This window comes from Enterobacter cloacae complex sp. IR5428, from assembly GCF_049238585.1.
GTDB classification, from domain to species: Bacteria; Pseudomonadota; Gammaproteobacteria; order Enterobacterales; family Enterobacteriaceae; genus Enterobacter; species Enterobacter intestinihominis.
Window position 1 is genome coordinate 259,111 of record NZ_JBMKHV010000001.1, and the last position, 22,313, is coordinate 281,423.

Annotated in this window: 22 protein-coding genes; 10 read left to right on the top strand and 12 right to left on the bottom strand. The window is 52.5% G+C overall.

The window, feature by feature from the left end:
- Positions 1–92: 92 nt before the first annotated feature.
- On the top strand, positions 93–1,283 hold the full coding sequence (locus ACOTXC_RS01175; protein ID WP_421767317.1) for a cytochrome c biogenesis protein/redoxin: 1,191 nt from the start codon (positions 93–95) through the stop codon (positions 1,281–1,283).
- Between the two features lie 6 nt (positions 1,284–1,289).
- On the opposite strand, the gene tam is transcribed toward ACOTXC_RS01175, so the two are convergent.
- Entirely contained in the window at positions 1,290–2,048 is a 759-nt protein-coding gene (tam, locus tag ACOTXC_RS01180) for a trans-aconitate 2-methyltransferase (RefSeq protein ID WP_180250709.1), read from the bottom strand.
- Between the two features lie 84 nt (positions 2,049–2,132).
- Entirely contained in the window at positions 2,133–2,717 is a 585-nt protein-coding gene (locus ACOTXC_RS01185) for an NUDIX domain-containing protein (protein WP_022648128.1), read from the bottom strand.
- Between the two features lie 86 nt (positions 2,718–2,803).
- On the opposite strand from ACOTXC_RS01185, the gene ACOTXC_RS01190 reads away from it, so the two are divergent.
- The 3 genes from ACOTXC_RS01190 to ACOTXC_RS01200 all read left to right on the top strand — a co-directional run bounded on the left by ACOTXC_RS01190 (position 2,804) and on the right by ACOTXC_RS01200 (position 6,414).
- Positions 2,804–3,562 carry a DeoR/GlpR family DNA-binding transcription regulator gene (locus ACOTXC_RS01190; RefSeq protein WP_022648129.1) on the top strand — a complete coding sequence of 253 codons (759 nt, stop codon included), beginning with the start codon at positions 2,804–2,806 and terminating at the stop codon, positions 3,560–3,562.
- Between the two features lie 104 nt (positions 3,563–3,666).
- On the top strand, positions 3,667–4,959 hold the full coding sequence (locus ACOTXC_RS01195) for a glycoside hydrolase family 28 protein (RefSeq protein ID WP_421767318.1): 1,293 nt from the start codon (positions 3,667–3,669) through the stop codon (positions 4,957–4,959).
- A gap of 651 nt (positions 4,960–5,610) precedes the next feature.
- The gene (locus ACOTXC_RS01200; protein WP_046621521.1) at positions 5,611–6,414 is read left to right on the top strand and encodes a DUF4225 domain-containing protein; all 804 of its coding nucleotides are present in this window, start codon (positions 5,611–5,613) and stop codon (positions 6,412–6,414) included.
- On the opposite strand, the gene ACOTXC_RS01205 is transcribed toward ACOTXC_RS01200, so the two are convergent.
- Entirely contained in the window at positions 6,389–6,718 is a 330-nt protein-coding gene (locus ACOTXC_RS01205) for a hypothetical protein (RefSeq protein WP_022648139.1), read from the bottom strand. The genes ACOTXC_RS01200 and ACOTXC_RS01205 overlap by 26 nt on opposite strands.
- 132 nt (positions 6,719–6,850) lie before the next feature.
- Here ACOTXC_RS01205 and ACOTXC_RS01210 point away from each other — a divergent pair, with 132 nt between their 5' ends.
- On the top strand, positions 6,851–7,420 hold the full coding sequence (locus ACOTXC_RS01210; protein WP_063149949.1) for a hypothetical protein: 570 nt from the start codon (positions 6,851–6,853) through the stop codon (positions 7,418–7,420).
- 25 nt (positions 7,421–7,445) lie between these two features.
- Here ACOTXC_RS01210 and ACOTXC_RS01215 read toward each other — a convergent pair whose 3' ends face one another.
- The 3 genes from ACOTXC_RS01215 to ACOTXC_RS01225 all read right to left on the bottom strand — a co-directional run bounded on the left by ACOTXC_RS01215 (position 7,446) and on the right by ACOTXC_RS01225 (position 9,178).
- A complete protein-coding gene (locus ACOTXC_RS01215) occupies positions 7,446–7,931 on the bottom strand; it encodes a GNAT family N-acetyltransferase (RefSeq protein WP_063139083.1) in 486 nt (161 codons plus the stop codon).
- Positions 7,919–8,185 carry a DUF1778 domain-containing protein gene (locus ACOTXC_RS01220; protein WP_003857131.1) on the bottom strand — a complete coding sequence of 89 codons (267 nt, stop codon included), beginning with the start codon at positions 8,183–8,185 and terminating at the stop codon, positions 7,919–7,921. The genes ACOTXC_RS01215 and ACOTXC_RS01220 overlap by 13 nt, the downstream gene beginning before the upstream one ends.
- Positions 8,186–8,248: 63 nt before the next feature.
- The gene (locus ACOTXC_RS01225; RefSeq protein WP_063148893.1) at positions 8,249–9,178 is read right to left on the bottom strand and encodes a LysR family transcriptional regulator; all 930 of its coding nucleotides are present in this window, start codon (positions 9,176–9,178) and stop codon (positions 8,249–8,251) included.
- Between the two features lie 129 nt (positions 9,179–9,307).
- Here ACOTXC_RS01225 and ACOTXC_RS01230 point away from each other — a divergent pair, with 129 nt between their 5' ends.
- A complete protein-coding gene (locus ACOTXC_RS01230) occupies positions 9,308–10,696 on the top strand; it encodes an MFS transporter (RefSeq protein ID WP_421767319.1) in 1,389 nt (462 codons plus the stop codon).
- Here ACOTXC_RS01230 and ACOTXC_RS01235 read toward each other — a convergent pair.
- The 6 genes from ACOTXC_RS01235 to ACOTXC_RS01260 all read right to left on the bottom strand — a co-directional run bounded on the left by ACOTXC_RS01235 (position 10,675) and on the right by ACOTXC_RS01260 (position 16,967).
- A complete protein-coding gene (locus tag ACOTXC_RS01235) occupies positions 10,675–11,232 on the bottom strand; it encodes a hypothetical protein (RefSeq protein ID WP_421767320.1) in 558 nt (185 codons plus the stop codon). The two genes, ACOTXC_RS01230 and ACOTXC_RS01235, sit on opposite strands and share 22 nt — an antisense overlap.
- A gap of 120 nt (positions 11,233–11,352) precedes the next feature.
- Positions 11,353–12,489: a type 1 fimbrial protein gene (locus tag ACOTXC_RS01240; RefSeq protein ID WP_063163044.1), complete on the bottom strand. Its 1,137-nt coding sequence runs from the start codon at positions 12,487–12,489 to the stop codon at positions 11,353–11,355.
- 23 nt (positions 12,490–12,512) lie between these two features.
- Positions 12,513–13,091, bottom strand: coding sequence for a fimbrial protein (locus ACOTXC_RS01245; protein WP_022648146.1), 579 nt, complete (start codon positions 13,089–13,091; stop codon positions 12,513–12,515).
- The gene (locus tag ACOTXC_RS01250; RefSeq protein WP_163347038.1) at positions 13,091–15,673 is read right to left on the bottom strand and encodes a fimbria/pilus outer membrane usher protein; all 2,583 of its coding nucleotides are present in this window, start codon (positions 15,671–15,673) and stop codon (positions 13,091–13,093) included. The genes ACOTXC_RS01245 and ACOTXC_RS01250 overlap by 1 nt, the downstream gene beginning before the upstream one ends.
- 38 nt (positions 15,674–15,711) lie before the next feature.
- Positions 15,712–16,395 carry a fimbria/pilus periplasmic chaperone gene (locus tag ACOTXC_RS01255; RefSeq protein ID WP_022648148.1) on the bottom strand — a complete coding sequence of 228 codons (684 nt, stop codon included), beginning with the start codon at positions 16,393–16,395 and terminating at the stop codon, positions 15,712–15,714.
- Positions 16,396–16,439: 44 nt separating this feature from the next.
- Positions 16,440–16,967, bottom strand: a complete 528-nt coding sequence (locus ACOTXC_RS01260) for a fimbrial protein (protein WP_063137756.1) — start codon at positions 16,965–16,967, stop codon at positions 16,440–16,442.
- A 367-nt stretch (positions 16,968–17,334) separates the two neighbouring features.
- Here ACOTXC_RS01260 and ACOTXC_RS01265 point away from each other — a divergent pair, with 367 nt between their 5' ends.
- Genes ACOTXC_RS01265 through ACOTXC_RS01280 form a run of 4 tightly spaced genes read left to right on the top strand, consistent with a single transcriptional unit; the run spans position 17,335 to position 22,312 of the window.
- Positions 17,335–17,946: a fimbrial protein gene (locus ACOTXC_RS01265; RefSeq protein WP_022648150.1), complete on the top strand. Its 612-nt coding sequence runs from the start codon at positions 17,335–17,337 to the stop codon at positions 17,944–17,946.
- Positions 17,947–18,005: 59 nt separating this feature from the next.
- A complete protein-coding gene (locus tag ACOTXC_RS01270) occupies positions 18,006–18,674 on the top strand; it encodes a fimbrial biogenesis chaperone (protein WP_284098198.1) in 669 nt (222 codons plus the stop codon).
- Between the two features lie 44 nt (positions 18,675–18,718).
- On the top strand, positions 18,719–21,223 hold the full coding sequence (locus ACOTXC_RS01275) for a fimbria/pilus outer membrane usher protein (protein WP_421767321.1): 2,505 nt from the start codon (positions 18,719–18,721) through the stop codon (positions 21,221–21,223).
- A gap of 15 nt (positions 21,224–21,238) precedes the next feature.
- Positions 21,239–22,312 carry a fimbrial protein gene (locus ACOTXC_RS01280; protein ID WP_276349542.1) on the top strand — a complete coding sequence of 358 codons (1,074 nt, stop codon included), beginning with the start codon at positions 21,239–21,241 and terminating at the stop codon, positions 22,310–22,312.
- Position 22,313: the final 1 nt, after the last annotated feature.

Here is a 22,313-nt window from a genome sequence, read left to right on the forward strand (position 1 = left end):
ACAAAATTCAGTTTTTTGCACACGGCCTGAACACATTCGCAGGGTGAAATGACCTCACTGCACCTTCGCAGCAACTGTATCGTGAGGTCGTTATGTTTCTGATAATCGCTTTTTTAGGCGGCATGATTAGCCTGCTCAGTCCGTGCACGCTTCCCGTTATTCCTCTGCTGTTCGCCGGCTTTCAGGGGCAGCGCAAACACATTCTGGCGCTTCTGGCGGGAATGATAGTGATGTTCACGTTTGTGGCGATGGTAGTAACGGTTGCCAGTGACTGGATCGCTGACGCCACCGTTATCGGTCGCTGGATTGCGCTGCTGGTACTGAGCATTGCCGCCCTGGCCCTGATCTTCCCGCAGTTCGCTCAGCGCATTGCCAGCCCGGCGGTCAGCGCGGGGAACGTTCTTAACACCCACAGCGTTCAGCGACACGGCATGTTTTCGGCTTTTCTGGCAGGGCTGGCCGTTGGACTTCTGTGGTCCCCCTGTGCAGGACCGATTCTCGGGGCGATCTTCGGCATTAACATTACTGGCCACTCGGCCATCGCAACCGGAGCGCTGTTAGCCGCTTACGGCAGTGGGTGCGCGTTGATGCTGGGACTGCTTGTCGCGGGGGGCCGTAAGCTGATAACCCCTCTGAGAGCCAAATCCGCATTGATGGAGCGTCTGCGTCAGGGCGCAGGGGTGATGATGTTAGCCGCCGTGGCTTTCAACGCCTCAGGAATGACGTCGGTCCTGAAAGGCGCCAGCGGTATTACCGACCAGCTGGAAAACGCTCTCTTGAGCCTTGCGCAACCAACCTCCACGCAGGTGAAACTGCGACCGATCGCTGACGCAATGCCGAGCAGCCAGCTACCGACATTAAGCGGCGGTACGGGCTGGGTAAACGGTGACCCTGTCACGTCTAAGGCCTTGCGGGGGAAAGTTGTGCTTATCGATTTCTGGACCTGGGACTGTATAAACTGCCAGCATACCCTTCCGCATGTTCGAGACTTGGCGAAGAAATATGAGTCACAAGGTCTGGTGGTGATTGGCGTCCACACCCCTGAATACCCCTGGGAAAAGCCGTTATCATCGGTGAAAAACGCGGTCAACGAATGGCAGTTGCCGTACCGCGTAGTGACGGATAATAACTACAAAATCTGGAGCGCGTTCGGTAATCAGTACTGGCCAGCACATTACTATTTCGATGCGAAAGGGCAACTGCGTTACACCTCGTTTGGCGAAGGCAACTACGACAAGCAGGAGGCTGTAATTCAGCATTTGCTCAAGGAAGCGCGTTCCTGATTCGGCTTACGGAACCCGCTGAGCAACCATAAACAGGCGCGGAAAAGCCAGCAGTATCTGCCCGTTCTCCTGGAGCGGATACTGCTCTTCCAGCAGCTCGAGGTAGCGTTTCAGAAACTTTTGCTGCTCGCTCTCGTTGAGATCCTGTAGCCACGGCCGTAACCCCGTCGCGCTGACCCAGTCAATAATCGCCTGATGAGAGCTCATCTGATGAAAGTAGGTGGTGCGCCAGATATCCACGTCGCATCCCGCGTCCGTCAGAATATCATAGTAGGCATGAATACCCGGCAGCTGCTCGCGGCCACGATCGGGGTAGCCCTGTTCCCAGGCAACTTCACGCATCAGGGCGTGCGTCGGCTCAAGCCAGTTGTCAGGCATTTGTATCGCCAGCACGCCGTTTAACTGGAGCAGTGAAACCAGATGCGGCAGAAGGTGGTAATGGTCCGGGATCCATTGCAGGGAAGCGTTGGCGTAGATCAGGCTGAGAGGCTGGTCAGGTTTGTAGTGACGGATATCCGATTCAACAAAGTGGCAGTCTGGCAGGGCCTGTCGGGCTTCCTCCAGCATCGCCGGGGAGTTATCCACACCGGCTATCTGCGCTGAAGGCCAGCGTTGTTTCAGCAGCGCGGTGCTGTTGCCTGGCCCGCAGCCCAAATCCACGCCAGAGGTTATGTCAGCAAGCGGCACCCGGGCCAGTAACTCAGCGGCGGGACGTGTGCGTTCTGCGCTGTATTGTAGATATAGAGAAGGATCCCAGTCGGCCATTTTCGCATCTCCATGTTGAGGTGTTCAGCAAGAATAGCACAGGCAAATACCTGCGCAGGGGCAGGTATCCGGATAAACGTGATATTATAAAATGCCTTTCAGGGCCACGTGATAAAGCAGCATGATGGTTTTACCGTCGACGATCTGGCCATTCTCGATGCCACGAAGCGCGTCGTCCAGCGTCATTTCCAGCACGTCGATATCTTCCCCCTCTGCTTTAACGCCGCCGCCCGCGCTGGTCCGATCCTGCGGGTGATATTCCGCCAGATAGAAGTAGAGTTTTTCGGTAACGGAGCCCGGGCTCATATAGGCCTCAAAAATTTTCTCTACGCGCGTCACCTTATACCCGGTTTCCTCCTCCGCTTCGGCCTTAATCCGGCTTTCGGGGTCAAGGTTATCGAGCAACCCGGCAGCCGCCTCAATGAGATCCTCTTCGTGACCATTGATAAACACAGGGAAACGAAACTGACGTGTAAGAATGACTGTTTTGCTGTCGCGATTATAGAGCAGGATCGTCGCGCCATTCCCGCGGTCATACACTTCACGCTCTTGCCGCTGCCAGTCACCATCGCTGCGCTGGAGGTCAAAAGTGTATTTTTTCAGGTTATACCAGTTGTCGGACAACGTTTCGCTGTTGATGATGCGTATATCTGCACGTTTTGATTGCACGTTTGGCTCTCCTCTCGTAGAGTATGCATCATAAACAGCATTTTCGTGTAATTACAATAATTATCGTGCAACATCAGGAATAATTCATGCTCACAAGTCAGCGTAAACAGTTGATTCTGGAAAAGCTGGAGGCGGAAGGCCAGGTCCAGTCAACTGCGCTCAGCCTCTTTTTCTCGGTGTCTGAGGACACTATCCGCCGGGATCTACGTGAACTGGCGGCAGAAGGGCGTTTGCAGCGTGTCCACGGCGGCGCGCTTCCGGCATCTTCAGCGATTGCGCCTTTTGCCGAGCGTCAGTCCGTTAAAATGGATGCAAAAAAACGCGTGGCACGTCGGGGCGCGCAGCTCATTTCACCGGGGCAGGTGGTGATCATTGATGGCGGGACGACCACCTCAGAACTTATTACCTTCTTGCCGCCAGATTTGCGGGTAACCGTGGTGACGCACAGCCCGGGTATTGCATTGGGGCTGGTCAACCATCCGTGCATAGAGGTGATCCTGATTGGCGGTCGTTTGTATAAACACTCCATCGTCACGGTCGGCGCGGCCGCTATTGAAGGCATCAACAATATTCATGCGGATCTGTTTTTCATGGGTGTCACCGGCGTGCATCCTGAGGCCGGGCTGACCACCGGAGATTATGAAGAAGCATGCATCAAACGTGCATTTTCCGGCAGAGCGGCGGAAACGGTGGTATTGGCCTCACCGGAAAAGATCAACACGGCCTCGGCGTTTGTGATTGGCGATTTGTCGCTGGTGAATACGCTCGTTGTTGAAAACACAACGGATGAACGCTGGGTCAACGCTATGAAAGAAAAGGGCGTTGCGGTGATCGCCAGCCAGTAAATATCCGCTTTTTTGCCAGCCTGACTGCGTGGCTGTCAAACAGACAAAGGTTATCCATCACGCGGATTCCTAGACTAAGGCTTTCATCTGTTTAAGGAAAAGCCATGAAAGCGATCTCCATTCTGGCGTATGGCGCGGACCCAACCGCGCAACGCCTGGCAACATCCGCCATTCAGCAGGCCATAAATAGTGCTCAACAGAACGATGTCATCGTTATTCCGCAAGGCCGTTTTCTGACCGGAGCGTTGTTTCTGAAAAGCGGTGTTTCACTTCGCCTGGACGCTGGCGCACAGCTCGTTGGAAGCCAGGATCTGGCTGATTATCCCCTGATAAATACCCGGGTGGCCGGCATTGATATGCGCTGGCCGGCAGGCATTATTAATATCATCGATTGTGAAAACGTCAGCATTACCGGTACAGGCACGATAGACGGGCAGGGTGCAATTTGGTGGCAACGCTACTGGGGCGATGACGAGCGCAGCGGCATGGTCGGCGATTACAGCGCAAGAGGATTGCGCTGGGTTGTTGATTATGACTGTCAGCGCCCGCGCAATATTCTGGTCTTTGAAAGCCAGAGCATTCTGCTGCGTGATTTTACCAGTCGGGAGTCCGGATTCTGGAACATGCACCTCTGTTATTCGCGCCATATCGCGGTTGAGGGCGTGCAAATCAGCAATTCTGCGGGGCCGAGCACCGACGGGATTGACGTCGACTCCTGCGAACAGGTGCGGATTGAACGCTGCATAGTGTCCTGCAATGACGACAATATCTGCATCAAATCAGGACGAGGACGCGAAGCGGCGCAAAATGCACGTCCCGCGCGGGATATAGTGATTCGAGGATGTACGCTGAATAAGGGATCCGGGATCACACTGGGGAGTGAAACTTCAGGTGGCATTGAACGCGTCCTGATAGAAGATAACGCGTTTAACGGAACGGGCGTCGGGTTTCGCATTAAATCTGCTCGCAACCGGGGCGGATTTATCCGTGATATCACCGTACAAAATCTACGGCTTACGGACGTGCGTTTTCCGGTGCTGATCCAGTTGAACTGGTTTCCGCAGTATAGCTATGGCGACCAGAGCAATTTATCTGATAAACCAGAACACTGGCGCAAACTGGCTGAAGGTGTTGAGGGCGAAGCCGGTCTTACTGCGGTCAGCGGACTGACGATTAAAAAAATGACGGCGCGTCGATCAGACAGCAAATGCTTTTCGCGGGCATTTTTCATTGAGGGATATCCGGAGCGTCCTGTGGTCGGGTTAACGCTGGAGGGGATTATGATTGACGCGTCAGAGTTCGGGAAAATTTCTGGTGTGGATGGGCTGCGCTTTAAGGATGTACAGGTGACTGCCGTGGAGATCACGCAAGACCGTAACGACAGTTATGAACGTTGATGGCACAGAACAGAGGGACATGATGCGCGGAATGAGCAGAACAAAGGATGGGTCTGAACTGGCTGGATTTACTCGTATTCAATCTAAGTGCGCATAATGTATATTATGTTAAATTAGGTGGGTTTATTCTTTAGTTCATGAGTTCCTCTCTTTCAGGAACTTACCGATGAATCAGTCGGTTGCCTAAATTTAGTTGTGGACTTACGATGACTTCATAACGCAAAAATTACGGGGCATCCGCAAAGTTCATGGCATATTCCATCTAATATTTATCGAGGAACAATCAGAGAACTCATCTCATAGTTGATGATGTGACTACCCTACCGGTTATGTTCGCCACAATTTATGGAATGAATGAACTGAGCAAGAAACATCTGGGGATTCAAGAAAACATTCTGTGTTCGCTGCGTTTCTTTTACGTCTATTACTATAAGAAGCACATACGAACATTTGACTACGATTTCTATAGGTCTGGCTACAATATCTCCTGTTTTATCACGCAGCTTGATGGCTTCTTTACCTACCTGCTCGGGAAGCAGCACTTTGTTGATGGCAAGAAAACTGAAGACGTGAAGTCATGGCGCGCAACTGCAGTATTTGAGCCTGGCAGGCTAATGACTTCTCGTCCTGACGACACATAAGGAACATGTAATGGATATCGCGCTTTTTTCCGGACAAAGTCGGCGTCAGTGGGCTGATACGATGATCAATCTGGAAGCCCGGAAGCTTGTTAATACCGCAAATATGGTCGCGGCCATGCATCTCAGCGATTCACTGACCCGACTGAAATTCGTGGATGAAATAAGACAGGTTGTAATGCAACAGTTTGACGTGGCGAGGCGAGCAAGGAACGATGAAGAATGCATTACCTGCATGAAAAACCTTAGAGCTGAGAATGAGTACCTGCTTGAACAGTCGCGCATGCTGAAAACAGGCTATGCCCGGATCTACGCTGATATTCAGTATGTAACAGAGCAGAATAAAATAGTCGGGTATTTCATATCCGGAATTAAGGTCGTTCTTGCCGGCGTTCAGGCAGTGTTTGGCGGTGTTATGATCGCCACCATGACGCCTGCTGGTATGCTTGCCGGTGCCGTTCTGGTCGGTGATGCTCTTAATACGGTATCACGGGAGGCAGCCCGTCAGTTCCTGAATGAACCGGCTTCAGAGGGGATAATAGCGGACGGCGCTATGTCCATAGCGGAATTTATGGGGTTCAGTCGCGATGTTGGCCTGGGGATCTTTAACGCAACCACGCTTGCAGCCAGCGTTTATGGGGTGTTTGGTATGACTGGTAAAGCTGATGCCTGGCGTCTTTTCCGTTATCTTCCCGGAGACTATTACCGCAAGGTGGAAACCATGTCTCCGGGTAAACTGACGATGAAGGTTATGGGATGGGGGGTGAGCGCGAAGGTGGTACTGGAACTCCTTACCCGTGATGACCGGAGTCGCTGATCTGTGTTCTCATCAGCTTCCATGATTTATAGCCAAGTCTGACCGGCATCACCAGAAGCAGAACAATTAGCAAAAAGACGACGGCAACCACACAGGAGATAACATGGCTGGCGCTGCCAAAGATCGCGGTGAACAAGGTGATGATGGCCATCCCGCCGGTGATCCAGGCTACCGACAGGAAATAACCGGCCAGATCCTTCAGAACCTTTTCCTGCGATTCCCCCGTCGCCTGATGACGTTTGATTCGCTCGATATCCTTACTGGTGAATCCTGCCGCTATGAGTTCCTGGTTTTTCACTATCATTCACGTCTCCTTTAACCTGAAAAAATAATACACTATTTATAAGATCGGTTCCTTGCTGCTTTTGTTTTAAACTTCCCGGATTGTTGTAATGGGGGGCAGTTTGGATATAGAAAATAAACACTGAGTATTTAAATGTTTAAAGTTTTAACCCGTCGCCTGCAATATTGTAATGAGGTGTCCGCCAGCATAAAAAATGCCGCCCCGAAACAGTTGCAGCAGCTGAAGACGCAGCTGGCTGATGATATGGTTAAGCCCGTGGGGCTTCATTCCATGGGTATTCCGGCAGCGGTTAGTACGCTCGGGGTGATTGTCAGTTTCGCCATTCCGCAACTGTGGCTGGGGTATGGCGTACTCACCGCGCTCGGCCAGCCAGCAGAGCGCGTTTTCGTGTGGGTTGTGCTGATCGCCCTGCTCTTTGCCGGCATCAACGGAGTGACGATGTTTATGATTGGTAAAGGTAGCATGCGCGCCGTGCGGTTACATCTTACGCTGGCGGTGCTAAGCCTGGTATTAACGGCAGCCTATCTGCTGGCTGCGCTGAGCGGTACTTCTTCTCCGGGCGTCAGCCTGACCGCGGCACTGGTAAGTATTGTCATGCTTGGGCTTAGCGGCAGCTGTATCCTCTCTACCGCTTTCTATAAGATGCTGCTATTTACTTTGCATAACAGAGTCTGGCGCAAGCTTATCAGCCAGACGGGCTGAACATTCATTCCATAAAATCCCGCCGCTACTGAGGAAGCCTGAGAAACAGTGTCCGTTCCTGAGTCTGCGATGCTTTAAAACCATGGTGGATATAAAACGCTTTGGCGTCCTCAGTGAGTGCATGAACCATGATCGCCCGCACCCCAATATTCTCTGCTACCCGATAACAGCGTAAAACCGCATCCTGGAGTAAATCGGCTCCCAACCCATTTCCGCGTATTGAGACATCGACAGCCAGACGGGCAAGAATAATCACGGGAATGGGATCCGGCATGTTACGCCGCAAATTACCTGTCGCTTCCGTATGGTTAACGCTGCCGGTAGCCAGAGAGTAAAATCCCGCGACCTGCTTTGTGCCCGTTTTACAAACGACAAACGTTCGGGCTGCGCCAAGCGCCTGGTTTTTCAGACCTCTTTGTTTTAACCATTCGTCAAGCACGGCCTCTCCACTGACGAACTCCGCCAGTTGATGGACGCTGGATAAGGGCTCTGGGGGGGTTACACGTCCCACTGAGGTTTCCTTGCCAGCAGTTTTTCTATGGCAGGATCGTCGGCGACCGGGGCATCAAGCATATCAATGAACTCTGCATACTGTTCATCGTTAAAATTGAATACACGCCGATCGAGGATCACATTTTCGGCTGCCTGACAGGCCATCTCCAGAATGAAGTCAGTACGTGATTTATGGAGGATCTCTGCGGCGGCATCGATAAGCGCCCGCTGGGATTCTTTGGCTCTAAGATTGAGTTGAACATCTGATTTCATGGGTATACCTCTTGTATAGCAATTGCTTTACAAGCATAGCATAAGCGGCGCGTATAGCAATCGCTATACAGGTCCCTTAATCATGTCTGACTTCTTCACTCTGCATATCGCAAGAATTTGCTCTCTCAGCCAGCGGTGCGCGGGATCGCGTTCCATTCTTGGGTGCCACATCTGTGATACCGTAATTAGACGGCTTTTGAACGGCAGCTCGAAAACCTGTACCTGGTCCGTTACCTGCTGATTGAGTAAATAGAGAGCGGGTATCATGGCGATAAGATCCGATGCCACCGCCACGGACAGCGCCGTCGGAAATCCCGGTACGACGCTCGCGATTTTACGTTTTGTTCCGAGTTCGGCCAGCGCATCGTCAACGGATCCGTGCAGTGCACCCTCGGGTGACGCTACCACATGGCCCCAGGCGACATAATCCTTCACCCCTATTTCTGCCTGCTTAGCCAGCGGATGCCCCTTACGCACGACGCCCACAAACCGATCCTCAAACAGTCGTTGCAGCCGTATTTCAGGCCCCATATTACTCTGGACGCCAATCTCCAGATCAACCAGCCCTTCCCGAAGATAGCGCGACGTTTTTTCCGGCTTAGGCGCAAAGCGTATACAGACGTCCGGCGCGGCGTCGGCCACAGCCGCTATAAGCGCAGGCCCAAACGCCACCACAAAACCATCGTTTGCCCTGATGGTAAAAAGTCGCGCCAGGCTTCGCGCGCTGAACGTTTCAGTTGAGGGCTGTAATACCGCCCTGGCCTCGTGCACTGCACGCCTGGCATGGTCCCGGGTCGCTTCGGCCCACGGGGTCAGTACCATGTTACGTCCGGCGCGCACCAGAATCGGGTCGCCAGTGACGTCGCGTAACCTGCTTAATGTCCGGCTCATTGCCGAGGTGCTGAGGTTCAGACGACGTGCCGCGCCTGCCACGCTCGCTTCGCTCAGCAATATGTCGAGTGCTATCAACAAATTAAAATCGGGTTCGGACATCTCCTTCCTCCCTGCATATTCAGATAAGGCGTTTCATGCAACGATAAAGTGTAAATGGTGCGCCTTCCGCCCTGCAAAAGCCATCTTTATAGTTTTGTCATCCACACACTCTTCTCTAAGGACAACAAGATGATGCTTTTTTCCAGCCAACCCGGGGACGATGGACTGCCTGGCCCGACGCGCGCACGGGTGATGGCCGCGATAATGACCACCACGTTAATGGGCGTGTTTGATGGCACCATGATCAACATTGCCCTGCCCTCCATGGCTCAGGAGATGCAGGTGCCAGCCAGTTATGCCGTCTGGTTCGCCAACGGGTATCTGCTGGCGGCTGCAATGACGCTGGCGATATTCGCGGCGCTTGCGGCCCGCCTGGGTTATCGCCCCGTATTTCTGGCAGGCCTGACGACCTTTACCCTGACATCGCTGGGTTGCGCGCTGGCGAAAACGCCCGAAGTGCTTATCGGTATGCGCGTGCTTCAGGGGATCGGCGGCGCAGCGACGCTGAGTATTGCTCCCGCGATACTGCGGTCCGTATTTCCCGAACGATTGCTTGGCCGCATTCTGGGTTTGCACGCCCTGCTCATCGCCTCCAGCTCCGCTATCGGCCCGGTATTGGGCGGTACGATCCTTCACACCCTGAGCTGGCAATGGCTTTTTGCGATAAACGTTCTTCCCGGCACCCTCGCCTTGCTGCTGGCGGTCAAAGCGCTGCCGCGGGATGCGGTTCGAAAGCAAGCGCCCTTTGACACCCTGGGCGCCATATTGTCGGCGCTGCTGTTGGGTTCGACGATCGTGGCGGCGAACAGCCTCCATGATGCTACTTATCACACAGGTAGTCTTTGCTGGACGGTTCTCGCTGCGCTGAGCGGCATGGCTTTTATCTGGCAGATCCGCCGCACGGATAACCCCTTACTGCCGCCAGCCATATTCAAAAATGAACGTTTTACCCTTGCGGCCTTAACGTCGATGATTGCTTTTGTCAGCCAGGGTATCACCTTTATTGCGCTGCCCTTCCTGTTTCAGAGCGAATACGGCTACAGTCCGGTGATTTCTGCCCTGCTATTTACGCCGTGGCCGTTAGGGATCGTGCTGATTGCGCCGCATGCAGGCCGGTGGGCGGACACGATTTCAGCCCCGGTGATTTCAACCCTGGGGCTGATGATTTTTGTCGTCGGTTTGATTCTGCTGGCAACATTACCCGCCAGCCCTTCGATGTGGGATATCTGCCTGCGAAGCCTGGTTTGCGGGATGGGATTTGGCTGCTTTCAGAGTCCCAATAACCGGGAAATGCTCTCAAACGTTAGTCGTGACTATGCGAGCTATGCATCCGGTGTGTTATCCATTATGCGCACGTTCGGGCAGTGTCTGGGGGCCGCCGCTGTGGGCGTACTGCTGGCGACAAATGAGAGAGCTATTCATGCTGCACTGTGGATCGCTGCGGCGGCTTCTGCGGTAGCGGTCATCGTCAGCGCGAGCCGGCTGCGTAAAATCACTCATCCTGCGGAAACAGGTTGAGCGAGCAAAAGCTCCCGGGTCGCATCTTCAAAATTAGGGCGCGGCCCGTACACCACTTTTACCTGCATTAATTCATTAATGATTTCATTACTGATGTCGTGACCATAATCCACTGTAGAGGCGCTATCTTTATTGAAAACGACCGAATAGTGATGATCTATTCTGTATTTTTCAACGGTATCAGAAATGACTCGCTGGCTTATATGCCGCAGGCGACCCTGCTCTGCCCGCAGTTGCGTGTTTTTACTCATATCATCGATCGCTTTCATTTCACGGCGCAAGGGTTCTGGCAGAGCGTAATATTTTTTCTCAACTTCAAGCGCGGATTTTTTAGCTAATGCGAGAAGTATTTCGTTCTGCTTTTTTTCCTGTGCCAGTAACGGTGATTCACGCAGGATCCGCTTGTAAGAAATACATGCAACCCCTTTTTGTCCGGCGTGAGGCTTAAGGTGACCGTTAAAAGAATATAATCCTACAAGGCACACAAAAATTAACAGAATGACTGAAAAGCGTGGCTCAGACCGTTTAGTAATCATTGTCAGTTCCACCGAATAAATAGGGTCGCAGAGGAAATGTACACGACAAAAACACATAACGGTAGCGCAGAGGTGTACAAAAATAAACCGCAGCGCTACCCCCTGTCATGATCAAAGGTATCAATTATATTTAAGGGTGATTGTCCCGGTGGCATTTGCTTGCCCTGGCGTGACAACGTCACTGGTTTTGTAATACCACGCTTTGAAACGTAAGGTTTCAGACTCTCCGGCCCCGCCTGCATTTGCCGGATCGCTATAGGTTGTTGCGGAGCCGATATCAGAAATCGCGGTACCATCGGCAGCCAGCCCACTGCCTTGTGATGCGGCTTTTACACGACTGGAATTAAAAGCTTGCACCTCCTGACCAATGGCCCAGTAGGTAAAACTGCGTAGCGCCGGTTGATAGGCTGATATCACGACCCCCACACCGGTCGCCGTTGTACCCGATTCAGACTGGTCTAAGGCAATCACTGAGCCATTATCATTGTCGCCCTCGGCAAGCGGCCCGTTGATGGTCATGGTCACGTTGGTGCCTGGCTGACAGCTCAGACCAACATCCTGTTCGGGTCCTTCCACCATCTTAAGATTATCAAACGCAGAGGTATCCACATCGCCCATATTAAACAGCAGGGAAGAAACGGATGCTGAGCATCCCATCGCATAGACTTCTATCTGCGTATTTGATAAATAGACTTCTGACGCATTATCACCGTTATCCGAACTGCTTTGCCCTTCACGAAATTCCACCGTCGCCAGTTTGCCGCTCTCAAGGGCCAGATTACCGCCCGGGATTGTACCCCCCGTCGCAATCAACTGCACACGATAGGCCGAGCCCGCCAGCGTATGGCTGCTCTCGCCATCGCCGGACTGCCATGAGTTATCAACCGCACGTTCATAATCATACGGACCGGCCTGGTTAAGCGTGTAGGTCTTAATGCCGATACCCGGTATCGTGGTCGGGTAGATATTATCTCCCACCGGCGACGCCGATGCTAAATGAGTCGGGTTATAATGAAATCCTACGTAATAATCCCTGCTACAGTTTTTAATCGTGACATCCCCATCCGTCCCGCTGATATATCCAGAATCGTATAACACTTCGCCAAAGGTATAATTTTTCGCACTGACCAACAGTTTCGAGGGTAATGGGATCGTCGTAACGGTAACATCATCGCCGTTATCCCGGTTACAGGCTGCATGACTTAATAGTGGGACTGTCCCCAGCAATAACACCAGATAATATAAATATTTTGACATGAAATTAGTCTGCTCACTTAAGCTCAGTTATAAACAACATTCAATGTAATCGCACTGCTGAATGCACCCGGTGTTGGGGTCCCATGTGGGGTATACATTCGGGCAGTAAAAGTCATCGCGCCGGTTTGGTTTTCGAGCGCAACCGGGTAGCTCACGCCGTTGGCCAGCGCGACACCGCTGATGGGATGTTCGTGGTCACGGATAAACAACTGAAGGCCGACATCGGTCGCGCCGCCTGCATCTGCCGCCACCTGATTGGCGTAAATGACAGAAGCATAAGCCGGATCTTCAGCGTAAGGTGCGCCTGTAAAGGTAACCGTTGCCTGGCTTAACCCTGCGGTGCAGCTGTCAAACGCGATGGTCACTGGCACATTTCCTGTGTTCCCCCCCGCTACGGCAAAGTCTTTCCAGTAATATTTCCCGAGGTCGACTGCCTCCGGTTTGGTGACGTTACATGAGCCATCAATAATGTTTCCGGTGACATGGAACTCAATATCATTGCGATCGGTGTACGCCATTGCCGGCGACACGCTCAGCATGAATACCATTCCCGGGCCGATGAGCGATTTAAGACCGGAACGGAGAATAATGAAGCGTGACATTAATTTGCTCCCGATACGGGATGGCAAACCCCGTTGATGAATAAAATATCGGCCTCTGTTTTTGCGCCGGCAAGTGTGTAATCAACGGCGCACTGCTTGTTCGCCGCCTCCCCCCACTTAACAATTAACCGCCCTTTCCCGGCGAGCCCGACGAGATACACTTCCCCGCCGTCGCCAACAATACTGCTGCGCGTGTCATCCGACTCGCCGCTGGTTTGTGTTACTACTGCGCCAAACGGCACCGGTTTACCGTTGTAGGTCAGCGTCATCATCGCCTTTTGTCCAATCCAGGTGTTGTACTTCACGCGTACTACCGCCCCTTTGGTCGGCACCACGGTTTTGGCGATGTTATCAATGGCCGCAGAAGTATCGCTGGCATCCACTGTGTTGAGTGAGATCGAGTTGCTGTGATACGGACGAACGTACGGCACAATGGCGTTACCGAAATAATCGGTATGAACGTTCGTCTGCCCGTTGATCGGCATACCGGAAACACCCGGTGTTTCAACCAGCGCTACGCTATCGTTGAGCTGACGCGCCAGGGTGATACCGTCGCGATGCAGCACCATGCCCCCGCGCAGGCTGTAATTCACTCGTCGGCTGTAATCGTCGTAGCTATAGCCTGCGGACATATCGGCATAAGTACTTTGATAACCCACAGTGACATTGCCGTTAGTAGCTTCAGAATCGGCGTTATAGCCTTCTGAAACCTGCCAGTTCAGCTGGTTTTCCTGCATCGCGGTACCGGAAATTCCGATGTTGTGCGTGGTATCGCCGTTTTTACTACTGTTCATCGAATAGTTAGCCGAAACAGACCGGGCCGCTTCACTGTGGCTGAAGGCGCTGAACGGTACGCTCAGGTTAAGCGAGAAGACGTTATCGTCGTCGTAGTTATCGGAATCGTTATTGTAACCGCCATTGACGTTTTTAGAGTGGGCATAGTTCAGCGAGTACGACACCGGTCCAAGCGTGCTGCTGAAGCCCAGGTTCATGGAGTCCGCATGTTCACTGTTCCAGTAAGAGGCGTCGTACATGCTCAGTGACAGGGTGCCGAAAGGCAACGTCTGTGAGATTGTCACATCAAAACGGTTTCGCTCCCGGCCATTATCAATAGTGCTATTGCCCGGATCCCAGTCATTGAGGAAGTCCTGAAACGAAAGATAACCCCGGGTTGAAAATTTATAACCGGCGACGGCAATATCGGTGTTGGTCTGCTGAAGCGTCTTACTGTAGCGCACGCGATACGACTGGCCGCTATGGTGTTCCTGTTGTCGCATGTTGTCCGGCTGCGGGATATCCGCCCACGACTGGGAAATATCAAATGAGAGCGCTCCGGCGCTGCCCATATTAAAACCAGTTCCGGCAATCAGGTTGGAATAATTGTCTTCCGCCTGAATATAGCCGCCGTAAAGCGTGATCCCTTTTCCGACGCCCCAGGCCGCTGATCCCTGAATAAAGTTAAAATCCTCTGCACGTGAACCCGACCCGTCCTGACGGGTTTTGCCCGCCACCAGGCCATACTGCACCTGACCTTCACGTTGCAATACCGGCAGCGTGGCGTAAGGCACAATAAAGCTACTTTGCGTACCGTCGGACTCTTTGATCACCACCTGTAGATCGCCGGAGCTGCCGGTCGGATACATATCGCTGAATTCAAACGGCCCCGGCGGCACGGTAGCCTTATAAATGCTGTGACCGTTCTGGTATACCGTCACTTCGGCATTGCTGCGGGCTATACCGCGTATTACAGGGGCGAAGCCTTGCATGCTGTCCGGCTTCATATCGTTATCCGAGTACATCTGCACCCCGGTGAAACCGACGCTATCAAAAATGCCGCCGCGCGTGGTTCCTTGTCCCAGCACCAGCTGGCTTTTAAGAGATTTAATATCCCGTGAGGCGTAGGTATACACGGAATCCCAGTCATTTTCGGATTCGGAATGGGTATAGGTGGAATAGTTGCGAAAGCGCCAGGCGCCTACGTTCAGCCCCGGTTGCAGGCTAAGAAACTGATTACTGCTGTCGGTGCCGTTGCGCTGATGCAGATCCTGTTGACCTGAGACGCTGTAATTAAGTAAACCCGCCGTGATCCCTTCATCCCAGCGCTCCGGTGAAACATAACCCCTTGCGGTGTTAAATAAAGCAACCTGCGGCAGGATCAGGTCGAAACGCTGCTGCGCCAGATCGATTTTTTCGTCCGCGCCTGGGATGGCATACAGATCCACACATTCGCTGGCTTTTTCCTGTTCGCCAAAATAGTTATCAACACGAACGTTCCAGGCTTTCAGCTGAGTGACGTTTAAGCATGCCCCTGTGCGGTCTGACGTAGGGGCACTTTTCAACCGTCGAAAAGAGAGGGTTTTACTGTCTACCAGATTGCCGTTGATAAAAATGTCGACGTTATAGTCCCCGGGCGGCACCTCATCTTTGGCAAACAGACTGAGATCCATTGCTGGCACTTCTGCGCTGTCTGTTTCCAAAAGATGAGGGTTGAAATGTTCCTGCGCACGTGCGCTGAAAGAACTAAAGACAACACTGAGCCCGAGCCCCAAAGAAAGGACGTAGGTTTGTTTCACTTTTTCCATTGTAACCCTGTATCCGTGCGGGAGACTTACGGTGTCGATTAATATGAGGTGACTTTGTCCGGGCCTTTCACGCCATAATCATTAATAAGCGACCAGGTTACTTTGCCGTGAGGTGACATAACACCTTCAGAAATACTCAACGTGGAGAATGGCGCGACAAAATACTGCCCGCTTAACGCCTGGTGATTAATTTCAATTCGTGAGAAGTTCATATAAAAAGGTGTCGGGTTATTGACCTGTAAACCCTTCGCGGTCAGGTTCCACTTAAGCTTTTCCGCACTGGATTCTGGCGTCTGCCCCTGTAATGCTGCCGGACGGTAGATCAGCTTAATCTTTGAGTTGATGGCAATTTGCATCGTATTTTTACCTTCACTACCGTCGGTAGCGGGGATCCCTTTCACGTTCAGCCATAACAGCGATTCACGATCTTCCGGAACAGGTAAACCTGAACGCACAATACGAATTGACGCTTTTTTCCCGGCTTCCAGACGGAATAGCGGTGGCGTAATAATCATATTTTCTTTTTTTAACGGGCTGCCTTTAGCCGGGCTAATCCACGACTGTACCAGGTTAGTAACCTTGTCAGAGTTTTCAACGGACAAAGAGGCGGCCTGGCGGGAGCCGTCAAAAATAACCCGCGTACTCCCGGTAACAATACTGGCGGACGCGTTCAGGCTGGCGGCGCTGGCCACGCAAAAAATAACAGCGGCGATGGGTTTCATAATGCACTCACAAACTAAAAAGGAGGGTTTCCCCTCCTGCGGAATCAGTTATAACGGACGTTGTAGGTAATAACAGCGTTAACATCGCCGGCAACGGCCTGCCCGGTGGCAATCATCTGCGCGGTATAGGTTTGACTCGCTGTGCCATCGGTGAAAGTAATAGGTTCGTTATCTGCATTATTTTTGACGATGGTACCATTTGAGCCGCCCTGCTTGAGCTGAACGGCCACGTTGGTTGCCGCACCCAGCGTAGCAGTGTTTGCAAAATAGGATGGATCGGCTGCAACAGCATCAACAGGGCCTGAGAAGACAATATTTGCAGTCGTGCTGGTTGGGCAGTTATTCAGGTCGAACACAAACTGTTTTGGCGCGCCAAGGTCGCCTTTTGTAGCGAGGTCGGTTGCCGCCGTTGAGCCCAGATCAACGGTCGCATTTGCCGTGCCGCCATCAACGGCAATATCACAACCCTGATCGAGCACCGTTCCATTAAATGTGATAGTGTTAGAAGCCGTCGCCGCGCTCGCGCCACAGAAAGTCAGAATAAGCGTCGCACCAATTTTAGTCAGTTTCATTCGTTGATATCCCAATAGAAATAATAAATATCTTCATTTTTATTCCTGCCAGGACGAGACAATAACAAAGTAGCTCCACTGAGCTCACAATGAATAATGCACCGTTTGTGACAAGGCAAATATAAACCCTCAGGCAGGAATTAGATTCGCAACATCAATAAACGACATCAGCAAACCCGAAGTAAGGTTACAAGAAAGTTACGGAGTTTCGTAAAATAAAGTAATTTAATTTTAGACAACCTTTTGTTATGGCCTGAATTGGCATTTTGTTAGCATTCGCGCTGTTTTTTCTGAGCAATAACGCCACCGGCAGTGTTGCTAGCAGCATATCCAGACTGACATATTTGAGCGAATGAGAACAATAGGCATGATCAACAAAAAAAACATGATCGCATTAACCCTTTGTGGCCTGATGATGGCAAGTGGCAGTGCGCTGGCGGGCCTTCCTTCTGGTGACAGCGACAATAATATTAATACCAACCCAGAGAACGATGCGGGGACTCAGGGCACGGGCGGCGTAGTCCATTTTACCGGTAAGATTACCGATGCATCCTGTAATATCACCACCGACTCAGCAGGGCAAACCGTTGAATTAGGCACCTGGGCTGCAAGCTACTTTGCCACCCAAAAAGAGACCACGCGCACGCCTTTCCAGATCTCAGTTGAAGGTTGCCCGGATTCCGTTAAAACCGTTGCCGTGTTGTTTGATGGTAACAAAGATGCGAATGATAATACCCTGCTGGGTTTAAATTCTTCCGTGGACAGCGATGGCAATACGGCGACTGGCGTTGCCGTTAAACTCTATGAAAGCGACCGTAACACGCAGATTAAAATTGGTGATATTTCTCAGAGTATCGACCTTGCCGAAGGGGAAGATTCAAAAACACTCAATTTCTACGCCAATTATAATGCCACCACCGATGTCGTCAGCACCGGAGAAGCCGACGCAGATGCCAATTTCCTGATGGTTTATAACTGATCGACTGATGATAAGCAGAGCTTTCTCTGCTTATCTTTTTCCTCTACGGGGATCTGAAAATGAAGAAACTCACCGCGGCCCTGTTCTTTTATTCGCTCGGCATGAGTCTGTCAGCACACGCGGGGGTTGTGATGGGCGGTACGCGTGTTGTTTACCTTGAGGGGCAAAGAGAAGTGGCATTTTCCATTACCAATATGGAAAAAGAAACCCCTTATCTTATTCAGTCGTGGATTGAAAATATTGACAGTAAGAATAAAACCGCTCCGCCCTTTATCGTGACGCCTACGTTATTTCGTTTAGATGCGGAACAGAAAAACTCGCTGCGCATCAATTATCTTGGAACGCCATTACCCACTGACCGGGAATCTGTTTTTTGGCTTAACATCAAAAATATTGCCCCGAGCAAAAAAGCAAACAGCAACAAATTGCAGATTAACGTGAAGTCAAAATTCAAGTTATTTTTCCGTCCCGCAGGGTTGAAAGGCAATGCCGAACTTGCCTACAAAAAATTAAAATTTACCTGTCGTAATAATATGCTTAGCGCACACAACCCCTCGCCCTGGTTTGTATCGTTTTACAAGGTCAGCGTTGGGAACACCGACGTTGAAATGCCGGGAATGATTGACCCCTTCTCCGATCGTCAATGGCACATTCCCTGCTCGGGGACCATTCACTGGCAGGCGATCAACGATTACGGCGGGCTGACGAGAGTCGCCACGCAATCCTGACGCTGTGACAACACGCCTTTGGCGAATGTAGCCAACGACCGCACATGCATTCTCTCGGCCCACGCAATTTACCCGGCATTTATACGCTCGCGATGCTTGCGGGTGCGGTCACGTCTGGCATTCATGTGCGCCGGGCACAGGCCGATGAGTACTTCGATCCTCAGGCGCTGGAAATCACAGCAGATCAGCAGCAGGCTAGCGACTTAAGCTATTTTTCCCGACAAGGCGGTCAGCAGCCGGGACGTTATCGTGTCGCGGTTGTTGTTAACCAGACGCAGCGGGATGAGCGCGAAATTGCATTCGTTGATACCGGGGGAACGCTCTCACCAGTCCTCAACCTGGCGTACCTCAAGAGACTTGGGGTAAACATCGCGGCCTTCTCTTCGTTCGATGCGCTGCATGACGAGGAGACATTTACGGACATCGGCAAATATATTCCCGATGCGTCGACGCATTTTGACTTCACCTATCATCGGCTGGTTTTCAGCATTCCGCAGGCAGCCATGTTGCAAAAAAGTGCCGATTATATTCCTCCCGAACAGTGGGACGACGGCATCCCCGCTGCTTTTGTCGATTACAATCTTACGGGCTCGACAACCAACATCGACAATATTCATGACAACAGCAGCTATCTGAGCCTGCGATCCGGTATCAACCTGGGGGCGTGGCGTTTACGCAATTACGCCACGTTTGAATATGGTAATACCCATCACTGGCAGTCTCAGGGAACATCCCTCCAGCGGGCCATTACGCCGCTGAAGAGCGCGTTAACAATAGGGAATGCCTACACGTCTGGCGAGGTTTTTGACAGTTTTCAGTTTACGGGGCTTCAGCTTGCCTCGGATGAGAATATGCTGCCGGACAGCCAGCGCGGTTTCGCGCCCACGATCCGCGGGGTCGCTCACAGCAATGCCCGCGTCAGCGTTCGCCAGCACGGTTACACCATCTATGAAACCTATGTTGCGCCTGGCGCATTTGTCATTAGCGATCTCTTCCCCACTTCGCAAAGCGGCGATCTTGAGATCACGGTCCATGAAAGTGATGGCAGCGAACGCACGTTCACCCAACCCTACTCCTCGGTGGCCTTTATGCTACGGGAGAAACGACTGAAATTCAGCGCCAGCGCCGGACGGTATAACAGCCCTGACGCCGAGGGCGACACCCCGCCGTTTGTTCAGGCCTCCGCCTTTTACGGATTGTCTTCAAGCCTGACGCTGTACGGCGGAGCGGAGCTTTCCGGCCACTATCAGGCTCTCGCGCTGGGATTAGGTAAAGATTTTGGCCGGTTTGGGGCACTGGGTGTGGACACCGTTGCGGCGAAAGCACACCTCAGTGATGACAGGCTGGCCCTCGGGCAGCAAATACGCGCTCAGTACCAAAAAAATCTCGCTGAAACGAACACGTCGCTCACCCTTTCGACCAGCCATTACACGACGCATGACTTTTACAGTTTCAGTGAAGCAAATGATGACAGCGATCCAGACCAGCACGTGCATAACCGGCGTAACCGCACGCAGTTCAGTTTGACGCAGGATCTCGGTGCGCTGGGCAATATCAGCGCATCCTTTTACCGTCAGGATTACTGGAACGCCTCGGCGGTCGATCAAACCGTCCATCTTGGCTATTACGCTAACTACAAAGGGGTGTCGTTGAGTGTTGGGTATTATCTCACCCGCTCAAGCGCTGATGATAGCGACAACGAACGGGCGATAAACCTTAGCATCAGCGTCCCACTCAGCCGCTGGTTAACCGGCGCAACAACCAGCTACAGCCTCAACAATAACCTTGATGGCCATACTACCCGGCAGGTTTCGCTGTATGGTACGGCGCTGGCCCACGATCGCCTGAACTATAACCTCCAGCAGGGCTTCGACAACCAGGCCAATACCGCGAACAGCAACCTTGCGCTGGCTTATCACGGCGGTTATGGCAGCGCCAGTCTCGGGTACAGCCACGATCGCTATAGCAACCGCGTGAACTACGGCGCGGCAGGCGGCATTGTGGCAACACAGTATGGGGTGACGTTGAGCCAAAGCCTTGGGGATACCCTGGCGCTGATCCGCGCTGACGAGGCGTCGGACGTTCAGGTTGAAGGGGCGACCAATGTTCACACCGACTCCCGAGGTTATGCCGTGATGCCAACCTTATCGGCGTATCACAAAAACACCATTTCGCTGGATACCGAAACGCTGGCAGAAAATGTCGATCTGGACCAGAACAGCAGAACGATTGTGCCGACCAGCGGCGCGGTCGTCCTGGCGAATTACCATACCCACGTGGGCATCAGAACGCTCATCACCCTTACGGCACACGGGCGCCCGCTTCCATTTGGCGCCAGCGCGTATGTCTCGAACGGGACGTCTGCGAAATCAAGCGTCGGCATCGTTGGCGAAGCAGGACAGGTCTATCTCAGCGGCGTGCCGCTACGCGGGACCTTGCATGCCAGCTGGCGGCAGAAAGGCCAGGATATGCGCTGTAGCGCCCCATTACGCCTTACGGATACCGCTGGCCGCACTCCGGTCACGCTTCTGAAGCTTCAGTGCCAATAACTTACTGAGATATCTGTGAACAATATCAACCGTTTAATCAATCTCCTGATGCTCGCTTTTTTGCTGATTCACGCTACGGCAAGGGCGTCTCAGACCTGCCCGCCGACCATGGGCGATGCGGTCATTAACTTTCAAAACTACTCGATCACTGATAACCCCTCGATCCCTCCGGGGTCGATGCTTTCAGGCGCTATCCTGGGCCAGGAAAACCGCTCGTTTTATAACTGTCCTGAGGGAACCGGCCCGGTAACGATGCGCTTTGTGGCCAATAATGCCTTAACCGTAGCGCCCGTCAGCGGCGTGGCGCCGAACGGTACGGGCGCCCCGGCCTCCGTTTATGACGTGCCAGATATTCCCGGCGTCGGGTTTGCGGTGGGCATTCGTGAAACCACGCACTGTGCAGCCGAACCCGTGCATTACATCGCCTCGGGGGATGACAGCGTTGCGATTTGCAGCACAAACGATCCCTCGCAAATGGCGACCCAGTTCTTCGTCGTGTTTTATAAAACCGCGCAGGAGATTGTCTATGAACAGCCGAACAGCGGGCAAATTCGCGCAGGAACGCTGATTCTGGAGGATGCTAACGGCGCGGTGATATCTGAAGCTGGCGTGACGGTGGAAGTCGCTGCCGCCGACCTGAAAGTGCATAAATCGAGCTGTTATATCTCGGATAACAACATCACCGTCAATATGGGACAAAGTAGCGTAAGCGATCTCAACAAAGGAATGGATGGGGATAAACACCGCTTCATCATCCCTCTGGTCTGTGACGCATCCCAAACGGCAGCGGTGAAGATCGGGTTCTTTGGTCCGACTGAAAAAGACGCGCGGAATCACGATGTGCTGGCGCTAAGTCAACAGGAGAGCGCCGCTACCGGCGTGGGGATCCGCATTCTGTATGGCGATAACTACGGTGCCGCCAGAGGGACAACCGTTCCTCTCAACAGCACCGGTGTCGAACCTTTTGCCAACGCTGCCCGGCAGACCGCGTTTTCCCTGGATTACGACGCACAATATGTGCGCACCGAAACCCAGGCCACCGCGGGGCTGGCAGACAGCCTGGCAACATTTAGTCTGATATACAACTAAG

What these genes read in the sequence shown, in the direction of transcription:
- ACOTXC_RS01245 (WP_022648146.1), bottom strand. Translation starts at nt 13,091, where the DNA reads ATGTCACGCTTCATTATTCTCCGTTCCGGTCTTAAATCGCTCATCGGC.
- ACOTXC_RS01265 (WP_022648150.1), top strand. Translation starts at nt 17,335, where the DNA reads ATGATCAACAAAAAAAACATGATCGCATTAACCCTTTGTGGCCTGATG.
- ACOTXC_RS01210 (WP_063149949.1), top strand. Translation starts at nt 6,851, where the DNA reads ATGTTTAAAGTTTTAACCCGTCGCCTGCAATATTGTAATGAGGTGTCC.
- ACOTXC_RS01270 (WP_284098198.1), top strand. Translation starts at nt 18,006, where the DNA reads ATGAAGAAACTCACCGCGGCCCTGTTCTTTTATTCGCTCGGCATGAGT.
- ACOTXC_RS01225 (WP_063148893.1), bottom strand. Translation starts at nt 9,178, where the DNA reads ATGTCCGAACCCGATTTTAATTTGTTGATAGCACTCGACATATTGCTG.
- ACOTXC_RS01175 (WP_421767317.1), top strand. Translation starts at nt 93, where the DNA reads ATGTTTCTGATAATCGCTTTTTTAGGCGGCATGATTAGCCTGCTCAGT.
- ACOTXC_RS01235 (WP_421767320.1), bottom strand. Translation starts at nt 11,232, where the DNA reads ATGATTACTAAACGGTCTGAGCCACGCTTTTCAGTCATTCTGTTAATT.
- ACOTXC_RS01260 (WP_063137756.1), bottom strand. Translation starts at nt 16,967, where the DNA reads ATGAAACTGACTAAAATTGGTGCGACGCTTATTCTGACTTTCTGTGGC.
- ACOTXC_RS01195 (WP_421767318.1), top strand. Translation starts at nt 3,667, where the DNA reads ATGAAAGCGATCTCCATTCTGGCGTATGGCGCGGACCCAACCGCGCAA.
- ACOTXC_RS01255 (WP_022648148.1), bottom strand. Translation starts at nt 16,395, where the DNA reads ATGAAACCCATCGCCGCTGTTATTTTTTGCGTGGCCAGCGCCGCCAGC.
- ACOTXC_RS01205 (WP_022648139.1), bottom strand. Translation starts at nt 6,718, where the DNA reads ATGATAGTGAAAAACCAGGAACTCATAGCGGCAGGATTCACCAGTAAG.
- ACOTXC_RS01240 (WP_063163044.1), bottom strand. Translation starts at nt 12,489, where the DNA reads ATGTCAAAATATTTATATTATCTGGTGTTATTGCTGGGGACAGTCCCA.
- ACOTXC_RS01200 (WP_046621521.1), top strand. Translation starts at nt 5,611, where the DNA reads ATGGATATCGCGCTTTTTTCCGGACAAAGTCGGCGTCAGTGGGCTGAT.
- ACOTXC_RS01230 (WP_421767319.1), top strand. Translation starts at nt 9,308, where the DNA reads ATGATGCTTTTTTCCAGCCAACCCGGGGACGATGGACTGCCTGGCCCG.
- ACOTXC_RS01220 (WP_003857131.1), bottom strand. Translation starts at nt 8,185, where the DNA reads ATGAAATCAGATGTTCAACTCAATCTTAGAGCCAAAGAATCCCAGCGG.
- tam (WP_180250709.1), bottom strand. Translation starts at nt 2,048, where the DNA reads ATGGCCGACTGGGATCCTTCTCTATATCTACAATACAGCGCAGAACGC.
- ACOTXC_RS01250 (WP_163347038.1), bottom strand. Translation starts at nt 15,673, where the DNA reads ATGGAAAAAGTGAAACAAACCTACGTCCTTTCTTTGGGGCTCGGGCTC.
- ACOTXC_RS01275 (WP_421767321.1), top strand. Translation starts at nt 18,719, where the DNA reads ATGCATTCTCTCGGCCCACGCAATTTACCCGGCATTTATACGCTCGCG.
- ACOTXC_RS01190 (WP_022648129.1), top strand. Translation starts at nt 2,804, where the DNA reads ATGCTCACAAGTCAGCGTAAACAGTTGATTCTGGAAAAGCTGGAGGCG.